The organism is Burkholderia sp. AU32262 (assembly GCF_020419985.1).
GTDB lineage: Bacteria > Pseudomonadota > Gammaproteobacteria > Burkholderiales > Burkholderiaceae > Burkholderia > Burkholderia semiarida.
This window is the reverse complement of the sequence record NZ_JAIZRS010000006.1, coordinates 49,580-64,458: the sequence shown is the minus strand read 5'-3', so window position 1 is coordinate 64,458 and position 14,879 is coordinate 49,580. Positions and strand designations below refer to the sequence as shown.

Sequence of the window (14,879 nt, the reverse complement as noted above, 5' to 3'; positions counted from 1 at the left end):
CGGGAAGCGTCGATGGTACACGATCACTATCCGGTGAAGCGGCCGTCGATTGCGATCGCGTGGCCGGGGACGATGCACGCCGCGGGCCCGGGAGACGGTAACGTATCGGCTCGCACGCGACATCCGACAAACCGGAATGGCCGAACGCGTTCTGCAAGGTGTTGGTGAACCTTCTCGCCGCGTGGCTCGTCTAATTGGCCCTCCAATGCTTCCAGAGGCATGCCAGATGATTCACAAGACCCGAACGCTGCTTGGCGCGGCCGCCATTGCCGGCAGCATGCTCGTCGCCGGATGCCAGACCGACGCGGCGGCCACCGCGCCGAATGCAGCTCGCGCGGCCGACGGCAAGCCCGTGACCAAAACCGTCTATGTCGCGCCGCAGTCCGCGCGCTGCACGGGCGTCGCGCCGATGGAGTGCCTGCAGGTGCGCGGCAGCCCGGGCGAACCATGGAGCCTGTGGTACGCGGGAATCGAGGGGTTTGCGTACCAGCCCGGCTACCTGTACACGCTCGAAGTCGACGAATACCGCGTCGCGCGGCCGCCGGCCGACGCTTCGTCGATCCGCTGGGTGCTCAAGCGCGTCGTCGAGCGCCGCCAGGTGAACTGACGGCCGCGATCACGCGGAAGGGCGCGCCGCGGTACCGGCCGCCGGCGCGGCCGTATCGATCCGCCGGAACACGACGGACGACAGCAGCGTCACCGCACCCATGCAGGCAAACGACAGCATGAACCCGTGCGCCGTCGAGCCCCGATAAGTGGCGAACAGGTTGACGAGCCCGCCGCCGATCGACACGCCCAAACCCATCGCGAGCATCTGCATCATCGTGAACAGGCTGTTGCCGCTGCCGGCGTCGGCATGCGACAGCCCCTTGAGCGTCACGCCGTTCATCGCCGCGAACTGCATCGAATTCGCGGCGCCGAACACGATCAGCAGCGCACCTTCCAGCACCGGCGCGGGCCGCGCCGACACCAGCGCGAACCCCGCGATCGCGCAGCCGACGATCCCCGTATTCACGACCAGAAACGCTGCATAGCCGAAGCGCTTCACGAGCGGCGCGATCCACCGCTTCGCGATGACGCCCGCGATCGCGGCCGGCAGCATCATCAGCCCCGACTGCAGCGGCGTATAGCCGAGCTGCACTTGCATCAGCAGCGGCAGCATGAACGGTACCGAACTCGTGCCGATCCGGCACAGCAGGTTGCCGAGCAGCCCCGACCCGAAGTTCGGCTCGCGGAACAGCCCGAGGCGGAACAGCGGCTGCGTGCGTCGTCGCGCGTGAGGCAGGTACGCGAGCGCGCTCGCCAGCCCGAGCCCGGCGAGCGCGGCCGCCCACGCGGCGCGATGCGCGGACATCGGCGGGTCGATCGCCAGCGACAGCGCGATCATCGCGGCCGACAGCAACGCACAGCCGATGAAGTCGAACGGCGGCGGCTGCGTCGCCTGGTCGTGCGGCAGGTAGCGCTGCACGGCGATGAAGCCGACCACACCGACCGGCACGTTGACGATGAACACCCAGTGCCACGAAATCGCCTGTGTGAGCCAGCCGCCGAGCGTCGGCCCGACGATCGGGCCGAGCTGCCCGGCGATCGACACGAACGCGATGGCCGCGACGTACTGTTCGCCCGGCACGCGGCGCAGCACGGCGAGCCGCCCGATCGGCAGCAGCATCGAGCCGCCGATGCCCTGCACGGCGCGCGCGACGACGAGTTGGCCGAGCGTGTGCGACGCCGCGCAGCCGATCGACGCGAGCACGAACACGAGGATCGCGACCGAGAACACGCGGCGCGTGCCGAAACGGTCGGCGAGCCAGCCGGATGCCGGTGTGAGCATCGCCATCGTCAGCGTGTAGACGACCACGACGGGCTGCATCGCGAGCGGCGACGCATGCAGGCTTTGGGCGATCGAAGGCAGCGCCGTGTTGACGATCGTCGTATCGAGCGACTGCATGAAGAAGGCAGCGGCGACGATCCAGAGCAGCGCGGAATGTGTGGGTTCCCGGGACATGGCGAAATCGGTGGTACGGAAGTCCGGCGTGAGCGGCGCCGCTGCATGGTCGCACGGCGGCGGCCGGACGTCGATCGCCCGATGGTACCGATTCCGCTCGTCATCGGGAAGCGGTTTCGCCTACTGCATCGACGACATGTTCCTCGTCGGACGGACGGTGCTCGACGCGGCGGACGCGCGTTCGCTCGGGCGCGCCGCGGGCCGGGCGTGCGTCGTTGCGCGTGGCGATGAACGGATGCTCGACGTAGCGGTAAGTCAGCAGCGCACACAGGACGGCAATCAGCGCGCATGCGAGTGCGAGCGCCCAGATGCCCGAGTCGCCGGCCGAATTGATCGGGAAAACGAACTTGTTGAACGCATGGATGATCATGTACACGATCACCATGTGGATCATGTAGATGCTGAAACTGGTGGTGCCGAGCAGCGCGAGCGGCCGGGTCTTGAGCACGCCGTAGAACGTGTTTCCGCTGGCGATGCAGAGAAACACCGGAAGCAGCGGCAGCGCGCCTTCGATCGAATAGCGTTCGGCCGGGGACGGAGACGTCGCGAGGATCAGCAGCGCGACGGTTGCCGCCGGTTTCGTGGCGAGCCGCGCGCGGATCGCGGGATGTCGCGACACCTCGTAGGCCACGGCGCCGAACGCGAACAGTAGCGCCATGCCGCCCGGCGGCCCGTACAGCGCGGCACAGGCCGTGACGATCGCGAGCGCGAGCAGCTTGCGCCACGCACGGGTGGCGACGAACCACGCGAGAAACGGAACGGCGACGTAGAACCGCCATTCGTAGGCGAGGGTCCACCAGACGCCGCTCAGATAGGGCGTGCGCTCCGCTCCGTTGATCGGGAACGCGCCGAACCAGCCGAGCGAAACGGTCTTGAGCAGGTCGGCCAGCAACTGCGTCGGTGCGCCGACGGCGTTGCGGGGAAACCAGTAAAGCGTGCATGCGCCGATGACGGCCGCGTAAAACAGATAGAGCGGCGCGAGGCGCCGCACGCGTCCGACGAAGAAAGTCCGCACGTCGAGCGTGCCTCGGCATGCACGTTCCCAGAACAGCAGCCCGGTGACCATGAAGAACATCGCGACGGGGATCGTCCCGAGATTGCGCAGGAGTTCGGTGCCGGCGCCCCAGACGCCGGTCGACAGCAACGCCTGGTTGCACGCGAAGTGATGAAAGACCACGGAGGTGGCCAGGATGCCGCGGAAACCGTCGAGATTGCGATAGCGCATCGACAGCGACTTGTCGACGGCCGATCGGTAGAACGGCACGTGTCGGGCGACGAGCCACGCGATGATCGCCACGGCCGCAAGGCAGGCCGGGAAGTAGAGTTTGTCGGGTGTCGGGGAGAAGAGGGTTTCCAGCGTTGGCGTAACAAGGTCCACTGAAGAGCGTCTCGTGTCTTGGATCGGGATTTCAGGCACGGAGGGTCCGCGTCGATGCAAGGTCTTCTGCGCGCTTCGCACGGCGTTCGATCGCCGGTCTTGTGGTCTGATGGTATCAAACGATAGCGATGCCCGCGGCCGGTTATGCAACACGATGTTTCAGCGCGAATCGACGCGACGCCCGCGGTCTTGGCGCATGTCACCGACTAGGCCGCGCCGCAAATTGAGTTCCTCGCCGGCCGACGTGCGTCGTGATCGATGGGTGCCAGATTGGCCGTTCGGCCGGCTTCCATATCGTCCCGCTCGGGCTTACCTTGAGCGACAGCAGGTCGATGCGTCGGACCAGCGGCGAAAGGGGGGCGGATGCTCGCCGTCCGTTGCCGCCGGTTCGCGCCGGCTCCCGTGTCCATCCGGTCACAAGGGTGATAGCAATGCTTGCAATTTACCCTCGTGACGCTATCATTGATAGCAAACCTGGATGGAGGTACTCATGGCAAATCTTCTGGTGCGTAACGTGGATGACACTATCGTTCAAAGCCTGCGTGAGCAGGCAGCGGCCAACGGCAGGAGCGCCGAGGCCGAACATCGAGCCATTCTGGCCGAAGCGCTCGGCCGGCCGAAGCGGCGGACATTCGCGCAAGTGTTGATGAGCATGCCGGAGGTTGGCGAAGACGCGGATTTCCAACGTGTTCAGGATTCAGGCGAGGTCGGGCGTGTTTTTGATTGAAACATTCGATCGCCCGGAAACCCTTGTCGCATAAGGGCGTGTTCAGAACTTGTTCAGAATTCGTTAGGAACTCACGCGCACGCGGAGCGGTTCGACGCCGCGCGCGTTGGCGTACAGCGCAGCCGACGTGTCGGACATGTGGCCGAGCAGAACCTTCGTGTCGACGCCGCCTTGCTTGTCGTACAGGCGCTTCGACAGGCTGCGGATTTCGTGGAACGAGGGCGCGTTCTCGTCAGCGATGCCGGCTCGTTTCCGTGCCCGCGCGAACGCTGCGGAAATTGTCGCCAGACTTACTTGCGCGCCGGGCGTGGTGCCATTCTTCCGGCCGGTGTAGTGGATCAGGTATTTGCTGATGACGCCGGTCCGCTTGCAGCGGGCGATCACGTCGTCGAGCGATAGGCCGATCGCATCCAGCCGAAGCGAGACGGGAATCTCGACGACGACGCCGGTTTTCTGCCTCGTCACGCGCGAGAAACCGTTTCGCGTCCACGACCGCTCCCACCGCCCGCAGGTCGACCGATCCTGACCGGATACCAGCGCGAGCAGCATCGCGTTTTCCAGCCACGACGACACCTTCGGCGCCTCTCCCAGAATCGTCAGGAAAGTGTCCAGCGTAAGGCGTCGGCGCGTCGTGGTTGTGCGTCGGCGTTGCGGTCTGGATGTGGCTGTTTCACGCCGGCACCGTCGTTGGCTTCGGCAGCCGGAAAGAGGACTACGTGGACAAGGCGGGCGACCCGAAGTCGCTGCTGTGGAAGGTGCGCCAGTTCATCGCCATGCTGCCGGCCGAGCTGCAGCCCGATGGCTACGACGAGCGCGAGCATGCGCCGCAGAACTTCAGGTCGGCCGTGCTGCGCGCGCGGTTCTCGCTCTCGCGTTCGTCCCACCGTTTCCAGCGGCGCTGCGCGCGCTCGACGACTTCATCGCGCACGTCGGCGACGTCATCACGGTCGAGGGTTTCGTTCGTCGCCATCAGGCCATCCATGCGAGGTTCGAGGGCGCCGGCACGCGCGCGACGGGCGCGCTCTGCGGCTTGCGGGCTTCTTCGGTCGGTGCGAGGAACGTCAGAATGAAGGCGTCAGCGCGGTCCGGCGACTTGCCGAACTCGGCCTTGTATTCCTTCTTCGACTGGATCAGCAGCGCGCCGTCGCGGAACTTGTATTTCACCGACGCGAGCTGCGCCTTCAGTTCGGGATCGGGCGGCATGCTCACCGGGCCGTCGGCCAGGTAGTCGCGGGCGCCGCGCCACGCCTTCGCGCGCAGGTTGTAGTTGCGGCCGGTCGACTGCTTCGCGCCGGTATGCACGCCGACGACACGATCCTTGTACGGGCCGATCCACTGCTACTCGAACGACATGAAATGGACGCAAGACAGCGACCGCGCGCGCCGGAACATGTACATCGGCAGCAACATGTCCTGCAGCTTGCTTGTAGTTGACGGCAGCCAGTGCGAGATCCGCGGCAGCAGCACCCTGATCGGCATCGTGAAGCAGTATTTCGGCGGGCAGGGTGGCGACTCGCTGATCCTGTCGGGCAACGATATCAAGATCGGGACTCACTACGGGATCATGCGAAACGACGGCGTTTCGCGGGGGCAGCACTGTGCTGCGTATCTCGGGCAACTACAACCAGGTCGGCACGTCGCAGGTGATCGGCACGCTGAACCGTTTCGACGGCGTGGTGATTTCCGGCGTCGGCAACTCGATCAACGACCTGATCGCGCGTGAATGCCGCGTTGGCCTGACGATCACCGGATCGCAGAACCGCGTGCGTGGGCTGCTGGTGCTCTGCCTGACGGGCTTCAGCTACACGCGGCCGACGGACGTCTATCAGGGGGCGAACCGCGTCGAGCTGCGCATCTACCAGACGGACGCCGGCACCGTGTACGTCGCCGGCAACGCGCCGATTCCAGACCGCGACGTGTTCGACATTCAGGCGAACGGCTTGCCGACCGGGCCGAAGGGCATGCACTTCGTCGCCGAGATTGAGGCGCTGCCGGTCGATACCGATGTCGCGCAACAGGTGACGGTCGCGCATGGGCTGCTGTGGCCGTGCCGGCGCCACGACGTGCGGCTGACGATGACCGGCCTATCGGTCGCACCAGCGCAGTTCTCGTACTGGCGTGTGCGGCAGGTCGACGACACGAACGTGCAGTTCGAATACCGCTGCATCAACCCGTCGAGCCCCGGCGGTCAGGTGAGTTTTGCGCTCGAAGCGCATGTGAATTAGAGAGAGGCATGGCATTTCAGAAGGTAACGAAGCCGTCGCACTACATCGTGCAGCTCGACGCTGCCGGCGCGGTCGACGCGGTGTCGCTGCGCACGATCGAGCATGTCGTCGACAGCGACACGGGCGCGGCCGTCAGCGACGTTACGGCGATCGTGCCGATCGTCGATTTTTCCAATGGCGGCGACACGGCGGCCGCGCGCGTGGGCCTGGTCGCGCTGCGCGCGCTGATCGACGCCGCTATCGCGCGATCGGGCGCGTGACGATCAGGAGGACCGATGCAGCTCACCCCACAATTCACGCTCGAAGAACTCACGCGCAGCGATACGGCACGCGACCGGAAGATCGACAACACGCCGACGGCGGCGGCCGTGGACAATCTGTGCAGGCTCGCGCCGGTGCTCGAACAGGTGCGCGTGATGCTCGGCTCGAAGCCGATTCGGATCACGTCTGGTTATCGCAACCAGGTCGTGAATCGTGCGGTCGGCGGCGTGCCGAACAGCGACCACCTGACAGGCCGCGCGGCCGACTTTCAGTGCTCGGGGTTCGGGGCACCGCGCGATATCGCGCGTGCGATCGCTGCGTCGGACTACCGTTCGATCAGATCATCAACGAATACGACCGGTGGGTGCATATCAGCGTGCCGGCCGAAGGCGCGACGCCGCGGCGTCAGGCACTCACGGCGCGGAAGGTCGGCGTGAAGACGACGTACACGGCGGGCGTATGACGACCGAAAGCGAAATCTGGAAGGTGTGGAAGGAAGTCAGCGGCTTGGCGGCGATCGGCGGCGTGATCGCGTTTGGGAAGATGATGGCCGAACCGGAGCGGCCCGGGGTCCGCATTATCATCGGGCGTACGATCGTCGGATCCGGCCTGAGCGTCGCCGCCGGCGCGGCGCTGACGTTGTTCCCTGACCTGCCGCCACTGGCGGTGACAGGTATTGGGGCCGTCTTTGGGGTTCTCGGGCAGCAGTATCTAGAACTGCTCGCGACGCGGGCACTGAATCGGCGTCGGCCGATTGAGGCGGCCGACGAGAGCACGTAACCGGCGTTACGCCTCGCGCGGGCGCCAGTGGGTCGGCTCGATAAATTCGGCAATGAGCGGCGCGCCGCTATCCAGATTGAGTCGATCCATGCGACGACCGAGCATCACGAAGCACGGCTTGTCGAACATGTTGTAGCCGGACTGCTCGTTGATGAACAAAGCATTCAATTCCACCACTTCGTCATCCACGAGAAGCTGAACTTTGACCGGCGCTTCGTTGACATTCTCCGAGATCGTCGGCAGCTGATCGCCGACGCTGATCCAGTCGTCAGTGGGCATAGGCACAGGTTGAATCAGCTTGATCGGGGGAATCGGTGCGTCCGGATTGCGGTTGTGCCCCCTGAGAAATTCCTTGGCTTGCGAAATGTCAGCCGGCGTCGTGTTCCGCGGATCGGTGAAGTATTTTTCACCGAGTGAGATTGCCTTGTCGCGTACTTTCTGGTCGGCCTTGTTTGGGCGGTCGAACTCGCTGGCCAACTGCGCAAGGTGGTAACTCACGCGGTCGTATTCTTCTTTCGGAACTTCAAATCGGCTCATCTTCTCTCTCTTTGTTAGTGTGCGACGGTGAAGCTCATGCGAAGGCCAAGCGACCGGATTATCTTCTGCATGGTTTCGTAGCGCGGGTGTGCGCCGGGCGTCAGCGCTTTGTGAAGTGCGACACGGCCGACGCCGGCGGCCGCTGCAACTTTCGTCATGCCGCGCGCGCGCGCGACAGCCGCGACGGCAGCGAGGAACACATCAGGATTTGGGTCCTCGGCCGCGACGGCGAGGAATTCCGCGACCGCCTCATCGTTGTCGAGGTAGTCGGCCGCATCGAACTCGGTGTAGTTGGTCATGGTTTACTCCGTCAGTTCGCGCGCCATCTGCACCGCGCGCTTGATGTCCTTCTTCTGCGTCGACTTGTCGCCGCCGCACAGAAGGAGGTAGACCACTTCGCCGCGACGGACGTAATACACGCGGTAGCCCGGCCCGAAATCGATCTTCAGTTCGCAGACCCCTTCGTCGAGCATGCGGTACTCGCCAAAATTGCCGAGCTGCGCGCTAACCAGGCGGGCGGCGATTCGGGCCTTGCCGCGCTGATCGCGTAGGTTGGCAAGCCACTCGTTAAATTCGTCTGACCGCTGCAAAGTAACCATGCCAAAATTGTACCCAACTGGGTACAGAATGGCAAGTCGGATGTTTTGCTTGGCGAACCTGTGCGGGGCGAGCCGGCACGGCGACGGGGACCGGTGAGCCTGTTCGGAACCCTACTGTAAGTCGTTGATTCGACTGGCCGCATGAGGCACACTTCTGCACTCGATTTCTGGCCGAAACCGGACCCTAAGACCATTGAAAACCAAAGAAAAAACGTCTGATCGCCCGGCCTACTTGATTGATACGAACGTCATCAGCGAAATCAGGAAGGGCAAGCGAACCAACCGGGGCGTGCGGGCGTTCTTCAGGCAGGCCGAAGCCGACGCGAGCCCGCTTTACCTGTCGGTCGTGACGGTGGCCGAGCTGCGGCGCGGTGTCGACCTGATCCGTCATCGCGGCGATCACAGTCAGGCGTCGGCGCTCGAGGCCTGGGTGGCGATGATCCTGTCCGGCTATGCGCCGAACATCCTGCCGGTCGATGTCGAGACCAGCCAGATGTGGGGGCATTTGCGCGTGCCGGATCCGACGCATGAGCTCGACAAGCTGATCGCGGCCACCGCGCTGATCAACGATCTGACGGTCGTCACGCGCAACGTCGACGATTTCGCTCGCACCGGCGTCCGGCTGCTGAATCCATTCGACTAGCGTCGCAGGGGCGGTCCTCCCGTCCCAACAGACGATGTAGCGCCCTTGGCCGGCCGGCATCCTGCGCAGCGCCCGAGGGTCCGCGCTTGTGCGCTGCACCAAAAGAACTTGACGAAACGGCCGCGACCGCGTAGTGTCCGAGACCGAAGTCGTCAAGAAGTTCGATTGCTCATCATTGGCCGCACACCGTGCGGCAGTCGTTGGTCTCTCCCTCTTTGATTCTTTCTGTGCCCGTCGCGGGCGCATCTTCATCATTCGTCATTTGTATTAAGGAAGTATTTGTGGATACCGGTACCGTCAAGTGGTTCAACGAAACCAAGGGCTTTGGTTTCATTTCCCCGGACAACGGCGGCGACGATCTGTTCGCCCATTTCTCGGAAATTCGCGGCACGGGCTTCAAGACCCTGGCCGAAGGCCAGAAGGTCAGCTTCGAAGTGAAGCGCGGCCCGAAGGGTCTGCAAGCGTCGAACATCACGCCGCAGTAAGCCGCATCGGCATCGGTCGCCCATCGGCGGCCGCTGCCGGATAGCGTATCGCCGGGGCGCCGCTCGACGGCGGCCTGTGCGTTCCGATGCGCACGACCGATGCATCGCGACAATCACGATGCATCGGTCGTGACGCCTCCCTCATCGCATGCCTGACCGCATGCGACGCAACGCCCTCGTGAAATGCATGCCGTTTCGCGAGCGCATCACCGCTTGAACGCATCAACCCGAGCAGACCGCCGCCATGCCGTAGCTGGCGCGGTCCCGACTTGCGCGGCGCCGCTGGCGCCGCAGCCACCGACCGCCCGAACGTCGCAACGCGCCGGGCACCGATCGCAAGACTGGCCCGAGGCCCGTCTGAACGAACCGATCCCGGCCGCTTGCCGGCCGCCGTCCCGTTTGCGGGAGCCGGCGCCGGGCAGTCGCCGCGGCCGCGGTCAATCACCTTGTCTGGAGGAATTGGTTTGGCAAAAGAAGAACTGCTGGAACTGGACGGAATCGTCGACGAAGTGCTGCCGGACAGCAAATACCGTGTCACGCTGGAAAACGGTGTCGTGGTCGGCGCGTACGCGTCGGGCCGCATGCGCAAGAACCACATCCGCATTCTCGCGGGCGATCGCGTGACGCTGGAACTGTCGGTGTACGACCTTACCAAGGGCCGCATCAACTTCCGGCACAAGGACGCGAATTCCCCGCGTCCGCCGCGAAGCGGCCAGCCGCGCCGCTAAGCGGCCACGATAGGTGCGCAGCGCGCACCTATCGTTCCCCGTCCGGTCTCGTGGCCGGACGAACCGGATGAACGGCACGCGGCGTGCCGTTCGTCGGTAGTCGGCGGCGCTGTCGCGCCGCGGCTTCTTCTGTTTCCCCCGCCTTTACCGGCGCCGCGTGTGCCGAGCGCGCATGTCACGCGTCATGCCGACCGCTGTACGGCAACTGCCGCCACCGCCGCGCCCGTCAATTGAACCGCCGCGCCGGCGAACATCGCCACCCGCAGGCCGGTCGCGCCGCCGTGCATGGCGGCGAACGCCGTGCCGAGCACCGCGATCCCGAGCGTCGCGCCAGTCATCCGCGCGACGTTGACGAGCGCGCTGGCGGTGCCCGAGCGCGCCGCGTCGACGGCGCCGACCGCAACGGTCATCAACGGGCCCGTCGCGATTCCCATCCCCAGCCCCGTCAACGCGAGGCCGATTTCTGCGCCGAACAGGCTCGACGCGTCCGCCGACGCGCCGATCGCGGTGAGCCCGCTTGCGATCACCGCGACACCGCCGGCCGTCGTCGCGCGCGCCGATGCGCTCGGAAAGCGGCCCCGACCACGGCGATACGACGACGAACACGAGCGCCATCGGCAACAGCGCAAGGCCCGCGCCGGTCGAATCGAGGCGGCCGACGCTCTGCCACGTCAGCGGCAGCAGAAACAGCACGCCGTACATCCCGAACGTCATGCCGGTGGTCGCGGCGATCGCGCCGCGAAACGCACTGATCAGGAAAATATCGAGCGGCACCAGGGCGGCTTCGCCGTGGCGGCGCTCGATCGCCACGAACGCGACGAACGACGCAACCGCGATGCAGCCGGCGATCGCACAGGCGGCCGGCGCTTCGCGGAACACGATCGCCGCATACGCGAGCGCGCCGAGCGCGAGGGCGCCCGCGACTTGCGCGGCGCCGTCGAAATGCCGGCCGTGCGGATCGGACGACTCGGGCACGGCCGGGATCGCGAGCAGCATCGCGGCGATGCTCAGCGGCACGACGACGAAAAAGATGCTGCGCCAGCCGAAGTGCCGGATCAACACGCCACCGAGCGTCGGGCCGATCGCCATCGCGACGCCATTGCATGCGGCCCAGATGCCGAGCGCTCGACCGCGTTCGACCGGGTCGCGCCACACGACGCGCACGATCGCAAGCGATGCCGGCAGCAACAACGCGGCGCCGACGCCGGCCAGCGCGCGTGCGGCGATCAGCACCGACACCGACGGCGCCAGCGCGCACAGCAGCGACGCGATCGTGAAGATCGTCGTGCCGGCCATGAAGATGCGGCGGCGCCCGTACAGGTCGGCGAGCAGGCCACCCGTCAGCAGCAGCACCGCGTACGTGAGGTTGTAGCTGTCGACGACCCACTGCAATGCGCCGACACCGGCATGGAAATAGGCGCCGATCGCGCGCGTCGCGAGATTGACGACGGCCGTATCGACCTGGGCGACGAGCACGGCGATGCATAGCGTGAGCAGCGTCACGCCGCGGCGTTTGGGGGCGTGGTCGGCGAGTGCGGCGGTATCGGTCATGGCGGCGTTCCTCGGCAGGCGATCGTTCAACCTTGAGCGCGGCCCGCTGCCAGCGTCATGTCAGCAGGCGAGGGCACCACGCGATGCAAGCGCCATGCCCGCACCTGCGCATACGCTCCGGTCGCCACTCGCGTTCAGGATCGCGGGTGCGTCAACGGCCTGCGTCTACCCTCATCCGGTCGCATACCACGACGAGCGTTTTCATCGGCATGGTTGTCCGCGTACTCAGGCAAGATAATCGCCGAGCCCATCGGTTTTGATGAACACCGATGCGCGATTGCCGTCGGACGCGCAATCGTGCTTCAGCGAATGCGTCGATGTTTCCGAGCGTGACCGGCTCGATCGCGCGCAACGACTCCGTGGCGACGATTTCGCCGTACGCGGCCGATTGCATGCATGACACCGCGTACACCACCGGCGCCGATACCGGATCGATTGCGTCGCGCCTCGCCATTGGCTTAAGATCGTCGCGAGATCATCCCACGCCTTCAGCGTCAATGAAAAAGAGCATAAGCCTGCGGGTCGCCGTCATCGCTTCGGCCGTTGCCGTGTACAGCGTCTACATGCACGTCCAGCAGTTGATCAGCGGCTGCATGTGGGTCAGGGGCCATCAGCGCTGCAGTTTCGAAAACAGCACGAATTTCGAGGGCTGGATGGATCTGGACCTGATGATCACCTGTTGCTGGGTCGCCGCGGCGGTGGTCGGGTGGATTTCCGTTGCGCAGGGCGCGAAGAAGCCGGGTTAGCGACGTCATGCACGTGCTGCTCGATCAAGCAGGCTCGACATCCCGCTCGACCGGATCGAATCTGTCAATTCGTGACAACGCGCATGGGCTCGCGAGCGAAGCCGGCGCGCTCGACGCATTCGGGCCCGAAACGAACGCCTGATTCCGCGGCCGTCGGGCGACATCGTGGCGATCTTCGGCGACAGGCGTCGCATCGCGCACTGCGCGAGGGGAGGTTCACGTGCAATTTCCGACAGGATCGGTGGTCGCGCTCAGCTCGGCCGCGGCGACGATGTTCTCGATGGGCATGCTGTTTCTCGGCTACTGGGGATTGCACGAGGCGCTGCCCTGGCGATTCGGCGACTTCGTCGTGATCGTGCCCGCGCTGGCGGGTTTCGCGTGCCTCGCCAGCGTGCCGTTTCTCGCAACATCGCCGATGAAAACGTCCGACGACGAGTCGCGAATGTTCGTCGCGCGACGCGTGTTTCTGTGCGGCGCGGGTGCGGTGTGGTGTGCGATCGTCGCGTCGCTGTTCGTGTGAGAACGGGGTGACGCGACGGCTCTCGGCACAGCCCGGCGAGCGCCTCCCGAAACGTCTTACGTGAGGCCGGAACGCAGGGTTTTCACGCCGCCATGACCGCGTTGCTTTCCCCCATTGCGTGCACTAGATTCGAAGCGTTCGTTTGTTTCAGAGCGCGAGGTGGAGCCATGACGCCGTGGGAGATTCAGGGTACCGAAATGATCAGTTGCAATTGCTCATACGGTTGCCCTTGCCAGTTCAATGCGCTGCCGACCAACGGCAACTGCGAAGCGATGGGGGCGATTTCGATCGACAGCGGACATTACGGCGACGTGGTGCTCGACGGCGTCAGGATCGCGGTGGTGTTCCAGTGGCCGGGCGCCGTTCACGAAGGCCACGGCAAGTGCCAGCCGGTCGTCGACGAGCGCGCCAGTCCGGCGCAGCGCGACGCCGTGTTGAAGATCATGACCGGTCAGGATACCGATCCATTCGCGACGATGTTTTCCGTGTATGCGTCGACGCTCGAGCACGCGTTCGAGCCGATCTTCACGAAGATCGATTTCGACGTCGATGTCGATGCGCGGCGCGGCCGGATCCACGTGGACGGTGTGTTCGACGCGGCCGGCGAACCCATCCGCAATCCGGTGACCGGTGACGAGCACCGCGTGCGGATCGACCTGCCGCACGGTTTCGAATACGAGCTGGCCGAGATCGGTTCGGGCACGGGGCGCTCGCAGGGCAACATCGCGCTGAATCTCGACGGAACCTATGCGCAATTCGCGCGGCTGCATCTGAACAACCACGGGCTGGTTCGGCATCGCGCCGCGGCATGACGCCGGTCGATACCTGGCTCGCGCGCGAGCGAGTCGTCACGCTGCTCGGCATGGCCGCGCTCGTCGGCCTGTGCTGGTTCTATCTGTGGACGGGTGCGGGAACCGGCATGTCGGCGCGGGAGATGACGGCCGTCGCGCTGTTTCCGCATCGGCTGGCGGACGGCATGGGCAGCATGGATCCGTCGCTGCCGACCGTGATCGCGATGTGGTGGGTGATGATGATCGCGATGATGACACCCGGCGCCGCGCCGCTCGTGATGCTGTACCGGCGCGTGCTGCGGCAGCAAGGCGACGGGGCGGCGGGATCGGCGTTCACGTCCGTGGCGCTGCTGGCCGGCTATCTGACGACGTGGCTGGCGTTCTCGATCGGCGCAGCGCTGCTTCAGGCGCTGCTGCAGCCGGCCGGCGTGATCTCCGCGATGATGCTGTGGTCGAAGAGCTCGCTCCTTTCCGCCATCGTGCTGGCGCTGGCCGGGCTCTATCAATTCTCCCCGCTGAAACGCGCGTGTCTGCGGCAATGCCGCGCGCCCGCTGCGTTCCTGGTCGCGCACTGGCGCCCGGGCGTTGCCGGCAGTTTCCTGCTGGGCGCGCGGCATGGTGCGGTTTGCGTGGGCTGCTGCTGGCTGCTGATGGCGCTGCTGTTCGTCGGCGGCGTGATGAACGTCGTGTGGATCGTCGCGTTGTCGCTGTTCGTGTTCGTGGAAAAGGTCCTGCCCGGCGGCGATCGTATCGGCCGTGTGCTGGGTGTCGTGCTGATCGCGTGGGCCGGTGTGACGTTGATCGTGTGAGGTGCGGCGCGTGCACGGAGCGACGCCGTCGGTTTTTCTCTGCACGTGCTACGTAACCGAGGGCCAGCGCAGCGCCGATTTCCGGCATGGTCGC

23 protein-coding genes and 1 pseudogene are annotated in these 14,879 nt (G+C 65.4%); 14 read left to right on the top strand and 10 right to left on the bottom strand.

Features of this window, described 5'->3' with window-relative positions; genetic code table 11:
* Positions 1 to 226 precede the first annotated feature (226 nt).
* Positions 227 to 607 carry a DUF4377 domain-containing protein gene (locus tag LGN10_RS08910; protein ID WP_226222896.1) on the top strand — a complete coding sequence of 127 codons (381 nt, stop codon included), beginning with the start codon at positions 227 to 229 and terminating at the stop codon, positions 605 to 607.
* Positions 608 to 616: 9 nt separating this feature from the next.
* Here LGN10_RS08910 and LGN10_RS08905 read toward each other — a convergent pair whose 3' ends face one another.
* Together LGN10_RS08905 and LGN10_RS08900 are read right to left on the bottom strand one after the other, a co-directional pair.
* On the bottom strand, positions 617 to 2,005 hold the full coding sequence (locus tag LGN10_RS08905) for a DHA2 family efflux MFS transporter permease subunit (protein WP_226222894.1): 1,389 nt from the start codon (positions 2,003 to 2,005) through the stop codon (positions 617 to 619).
* A gap of 100 nt (positions 2,006 to 2,105) precedes the next feature.
* Positions 2,106 to 3,383 (bottom strand): acyltransferase family protein, encoded by a 1,278-nt coding sequence (locus LGN10_RS08900; protein ID WP_226222892.1) that lies wholly within the window; start codon positions 3,381 to 3,383, stop codon positions 2,106 to 2,108.
* Positions 3,384 to 3,873: 490 nt separating this feature from the next.
* Between LGN10_RS08900 and LGN10_RS08895 the strand changes: the two genes are divergently transcribed.
* Positions 3,874 to 4,110, top strand: a complete 237-nt coding sequence (locus tag LGN10_RS08895; protein WP_059585143.1) for a FitA-like ribbon-helix-helix domain-containing protein — start codon at positions 3,874 to 3,876, stop codon at positions 4,108 to 4,110.
* Between the two features lie 63 nt (positions 4,111 to 4,173).
* On the opposite strand, the gene LGN10_RS08890 is transcribed toward LGN10_RS08895, so the two are convergent.
* The 4 genes from LGN10_RS08890 to LGN10_RS08875 are packed head-to-tail and all read right to left on the bottom strand — an operon-like array spanning position 4,174 to position 5,412.
* Positions 4,174 to 4,683 carry a tyrosine-type recombinase/integrase gene (locus LGN10_RS08890; protein WP_257220616.1) on the bottom strand — a complete coding sequence of 170 codons (510 nt, stop codon included), beginning with the start codon at positions 4,681 to 4,683 and terminating at the stop codon, positions 4,174 to 4,176.
* Positions 4,684 to 4,706: 23 nt separating this feature from the next.
* A complete protein-coding gene (locus LGN10_RS08885) occupies positions 4,707 to 4,931 on the bottom strand; it encodes a hypothetical protein (RefSeq protein ID WP_124862030.1) in 225 nt (74 codons plus the stop codon).
* A complete protein-coding gene (locus tag LGN10_RS08880; protein ID WP_155644490.1) occupies positions 4,913 to 5,080 on the bottom strand; it encodes a hypothetical protein in 168 nt (55 codons plus the stop codon). Before LGN10_RS08880 ends, LGN10_RS08885 begins: the two co-directional genes overlap by 19 nt.
* A complete protein-coding gene (locus LGN10_RS08875; protein WP_099317496.1) occupies positions 5,080 to 5,412 on the bottom strand; it encodes a hypothetical protein in 333 nt (110 codons plus the stop codon). The genes LGN10_RS08880 and LGN10_RS08875 overlap by 1 nt, the downstream gene beginning before the upstream one ends.
* 296 nt (positions 5,413 to 5,708) lie before the next feature.
* On the opposite strand from LGN10_RS08875, the gene LGN10_RS08870 reads away from it, so the two are divergent.
* Genes LGN10_RS08870 through LGN10_RS08855 form a run of 4 tightly spaced genes read left to right on the top strand, consistent with a single transcriptional unit; the run spans position 5,709 to position 7,376 of the window.
* Entirely contained in the window at positions 5,709 to 6,335 is a 627-nt protein-coding gene (locus LGN10_RS08870; RefSeq protein ID WP_226222890.1) for a hypothetical protein, read from the top strand.
* An 8-nt stretch (positions 6,336 to 6,343) separates the two neighbouring features.
* Positions 6,344 to 6,595: a hypothetical protein gene (locus LGN10_RS08865; protein ID WP_099317494.1), complete on the top strand. Its 252-nt coding sequence runs from the start codon at positions 6,344 to 6,346 to the stop codon at positions 6,593 to 6,595.
* A gap of 15 nt (positions 6,596 to 6,610) precedes the next feature.
* Complete coding sequence (locus LGN10_RS08860) at positions 6,611 to 7,033, top strand: D-Ala-D-Ala carboxypeptidase family metallohydrolase (RefSeq protein WP_226222880.1); 423 nt, start codon at positions 6,611 to 6,613, stop codon at positions 7,031 to 7,033.
* A gap of 22 nt (positions 7,034 to 7,055) precedes the next feature.
* A complete protein-coding gene (locus LGN10_RS08855; protein ID WP_226222878.1) occupies positions 7,056 to 7,376 on the top strand; it encodes a phage holin family protein in 321 nt (106 codons plus the stop codon).
* Positions 7,377 to 7,382: 6 nt separating this feature from the next.
* On the opposite strand, the gene LGN10_RS08850 is transcribed toward LGN10_RS08855, so the two are convergent.
* From LGN10_RS08850 to LGN10_RS08840, 3 genes are read right to left on the bottom strand one after another with little or no spacing between them, the layout of a single operon-like run.
* Positions 7,383 to 7,913: a hypothetical protein gene (locus LGN10_RS08850; RefSeq protein ID WP_226222876.1), complete on the bottom strand. Its 531-nt coding sequence runs from the start codon at positions 7,911 to 7,913 to the stop codon at positions 7,383 to 7,385.
* Positions 7,914 to 7,927: 14 nt separating this feature from the next.
* The gene (locus tag LGN10_RS08845; RefSeq protein ID WP_060310902.1) at positions 7,928 to 8,212 is read right to left on the bottom strand and encodes an addiction module antidote protein; all 285 of its coding nucleotides are present in this window, start codon (positions 8,210 to 8,212) and stop codon (positions 7,928 to 7,930) included.
* A 3-nt stretch (positions 8,213 to 8,215) separates the two neighbouring features.
* Complete coding sequence (locus LGN10_RS08840) at positions 8,216 to 8,512, bottom strand: type II toxin-antitoxin system RelE/ParE family toxin (RefSeq protein ID WP_060310903.1); 297 nt, start codon at positions 8,510 to 8,512, stop codon at positions 8,216 to 8,218.
* Between the two features lie 232 nt (positions 8,513 to 8,744).
* Between LGN10_RS08840 and LGN10_RS08835 the strand changes: the two genes are divergently transcribed.
* The 3 genes from LGN10_RS08835 (at position 8,745) to infA (ending at position 10,368) form a co-directional block, all read left to right on the top strand.
* The gene (locus tag LGN10_RS08835; protein ID WP_059585074.1) at positions 8,745 to 9,155 is read left to right on the top strand and encodes a type II toxin-antitoxin system VapC family toxin; all 411 of its coding nucleotides are present in this window, start codon (positions 8,745 to 8,747) and stop codon (positions 9,153 to 9,155) included.
* Between the two features lie 281 nt (positions 9,156 to 9,436).
* A complete protein-coding gene (locus tag LGN10_RS08830) occupies positions 9,437 to 9,640 on the top strand; it encodes a cold-shock protein (protein ID WP_006483056.1) in 204 nt (67 codons plus the stop codon).
* Between the two features lie 464 nt (positions 9,641 to 10,104).
* Entirely contained in the window at positions 10,105 to 10,368 is a 264-nt protein-coding gene (gene infA, locus LGN10_RS08825; RefSeq protein WP_006483034.1) for a translation initiation factor IF-1, read from the top strand.
* 182 nt (positions 10,369 to 10,550) lie between these two features.
* Here infA and LGN10_RS08820 read toward each other — a convergent pair.
* A pseudogene (locus tag LGN10_RS08820) lies at positions 10,551 to 11,919 on the bottom strand (MFS transporter).
* Positions 11,920 to 12,236: 317 nt separating this feature from the next.
* Between LGN10_RS08820 and LGN10_RS33790 the strand changes: the two are divergent.
* The 5 genes from LGN10_RS33790 (at position 12,237) to LGN10_RS08795 (ending at position 14,785) form a co-directional block, all read left to right on the top strand.
* The gene (locus LGN10_RS33790) at positions 12,237 to 12,665 is read left to right on the top strand and encodes a hypothetical protein (protein WP_413227141.1); all 429 of its coding nucleotides are present in this window, start codon (positions 12,237 to 12,239) and stop codon (positions 12,663 to 12,665) included.
* A gap of 7 nt (positions 12,666 to 12,672) precedes the next feature.
* Complete coding sequence (locus LGN10_RS33495; protein WP_257220614.1) at positions 12,673 to 12,807, top strand: hypothetical protein; 135 nt, start codon at positions 12,673 to 12,675, stop codon at positions 12,805 to 12,807.
* A 78-nt stretch (positions 12,808 to 12,885) separates the two neighbouring features.
* A complete protein-coding gene (locus LGN10_RS08805; RefSeq protein ID WP_059585078.1) occupies positions 12,886 to 13,185 on the top strand; it encodes a hypothetical protein in 300 nt (99 codons plus the stop codon).
* Positions 13,186 to 13,352: 167 nt separating this feature from the next.
* Positions 13,353 to 13,997, top strand: a complete 645-nt coding sequence (locus LGN10_RS08800) for a DUF1326 domain-containing protein (protein WP_059585079.1) — start codon at positions 13,353 to 13,355, stop codon at positions 13,995 to 13,997.
* A complete protein-coding gene (locus LGN10_RS08795; protein ID WP_226222865.1) occupies positions 13,994 to 14,785 on the top strand; it encodes a DUF2182 domain-containing protein in 792 nt (263 codons plus the stop codon). Before LGN10_RS08800 ends, LGN10_RS08795 begins: the two co-directional genes overlap by 4 nt.
* The last annotated feature ends 94 nt before the right edge of the window (positions 14,786 to 14,879 follow it).

What these genes read in the sequence shown, in the direction of transcription:
- LGN10_RS08910 (WP_226222896.1), top strand. Translation starts at nt 227, where the DNA reads ATGATTCACAAGACCCGAACGCTGCTTGGCGCGGCCGCCATTGCCGGC.
- LGN10_RS08905 (WP_226222894.1), bottom strand. Translation starts at nt 2,005, where the DNA reads ATGTCCCGGGAACCCACACATTCCGCGCTGCTCTGGATCGTCGCCGCT.
- LGN10_RS08895 (WP_059585143.1), top strand. Translation starts at nt 3,874, where the DNA reads ATGGCAAATCTTCTGGTGCGTAACGTGGATGACACTATCGTTCAAAGC.
- LGN10_RS08885 (WP_124862030.1), bottom strand. Translation starts at nt 4,931, where the DNA reads ATGCTCGCGCTCGTCGTAGCCATCGGGCTGCAGCTCGGCCGGCAGCAT.
- LGN10_RS08880 (WP_155644490.1), bottom strand. Translation starts at nt 5,080, where the DNA reads ATGGCGACGAACGAAACCCTCGACCGTGATGACGTCGCCGACGTGCGC.
- LGN10_RS08865 (WP_099317494.1), top strand. Translation starts at nt 6,344, where the DNA reads ATGGCATTTCAGAAGGTAACGAAGCCGTCGCACTACATCGTGCAGCTC.
- LGN10_RS08860 (WP_226222880.1), top strand. Translation starts at nt 6,611, where the DNA reads ATGCAGCTCACCCCACAATTCACGCTCGAAGAACTCACGCGCAGCGAT.
- LGN10_RS08855 (WP_226222878.1), top strand. Translation starts at nt 7,056, where the DNA reads ATGACGACCGAAAGCGAAATCTGGAAGGTGTGGAAGGAAGTCAGCGGC.
- LGN10_RS08850 (WP_226222876.1), bottom strand. Translation starts at nt 7,913, where the DNA reads ATGAGCCGATTTGAAGTTCCGAAAGAAGAATACGACCGCGTGAGTTAC.
- LGN10_RS08845 (WP_060310902.1), bottom strand. Translation starts at nt 8,212, where the DNA reads ATGACCAACTACACCGAGTTCGATGCGGCCGACTACCTCGACAACGAT.
- LGN10_RS08840 (WP_060310903.1), bottom strand. Translation starts at nt 8,512, where the DNA reads ATGGTTACTTTGCAGCGGTCAGACGAATTTAACGAGTGGCTTGCCAAC.
- LGN10_RS33790 (WP_413227141.1), top strand. Translation starts at nt 12,237, where the DNA reads ATGTTTCCGAGCGTGACCGGCTCGATCGCGCGCAACGACTCCGTGGCG.
- LGN10_RS33495 (WP_257220614.1), top strand. Translation starts at nt 12,673, where the DNA reads ATGCACGTGCTGCTCGATCAAGCAGGCTCGACATCCCGCTCGACCGGA.
- LGN10_RS08800 (WP_059585079.1), top strand. Translation starts at nt 13,353, where the DNA reads ATGACGCCGTGGGAGATTCAGGGTACCGAAATGATCAGTTGCAATTGC.
- LGN10_RS08795 (WP_226222865.1), top strand. Translation starts at nt 13,994, where the DNA reads ATGACGCCGGTCGATACCTGGCTCGCGCGCGAGCGAGTCGTCACGCTG.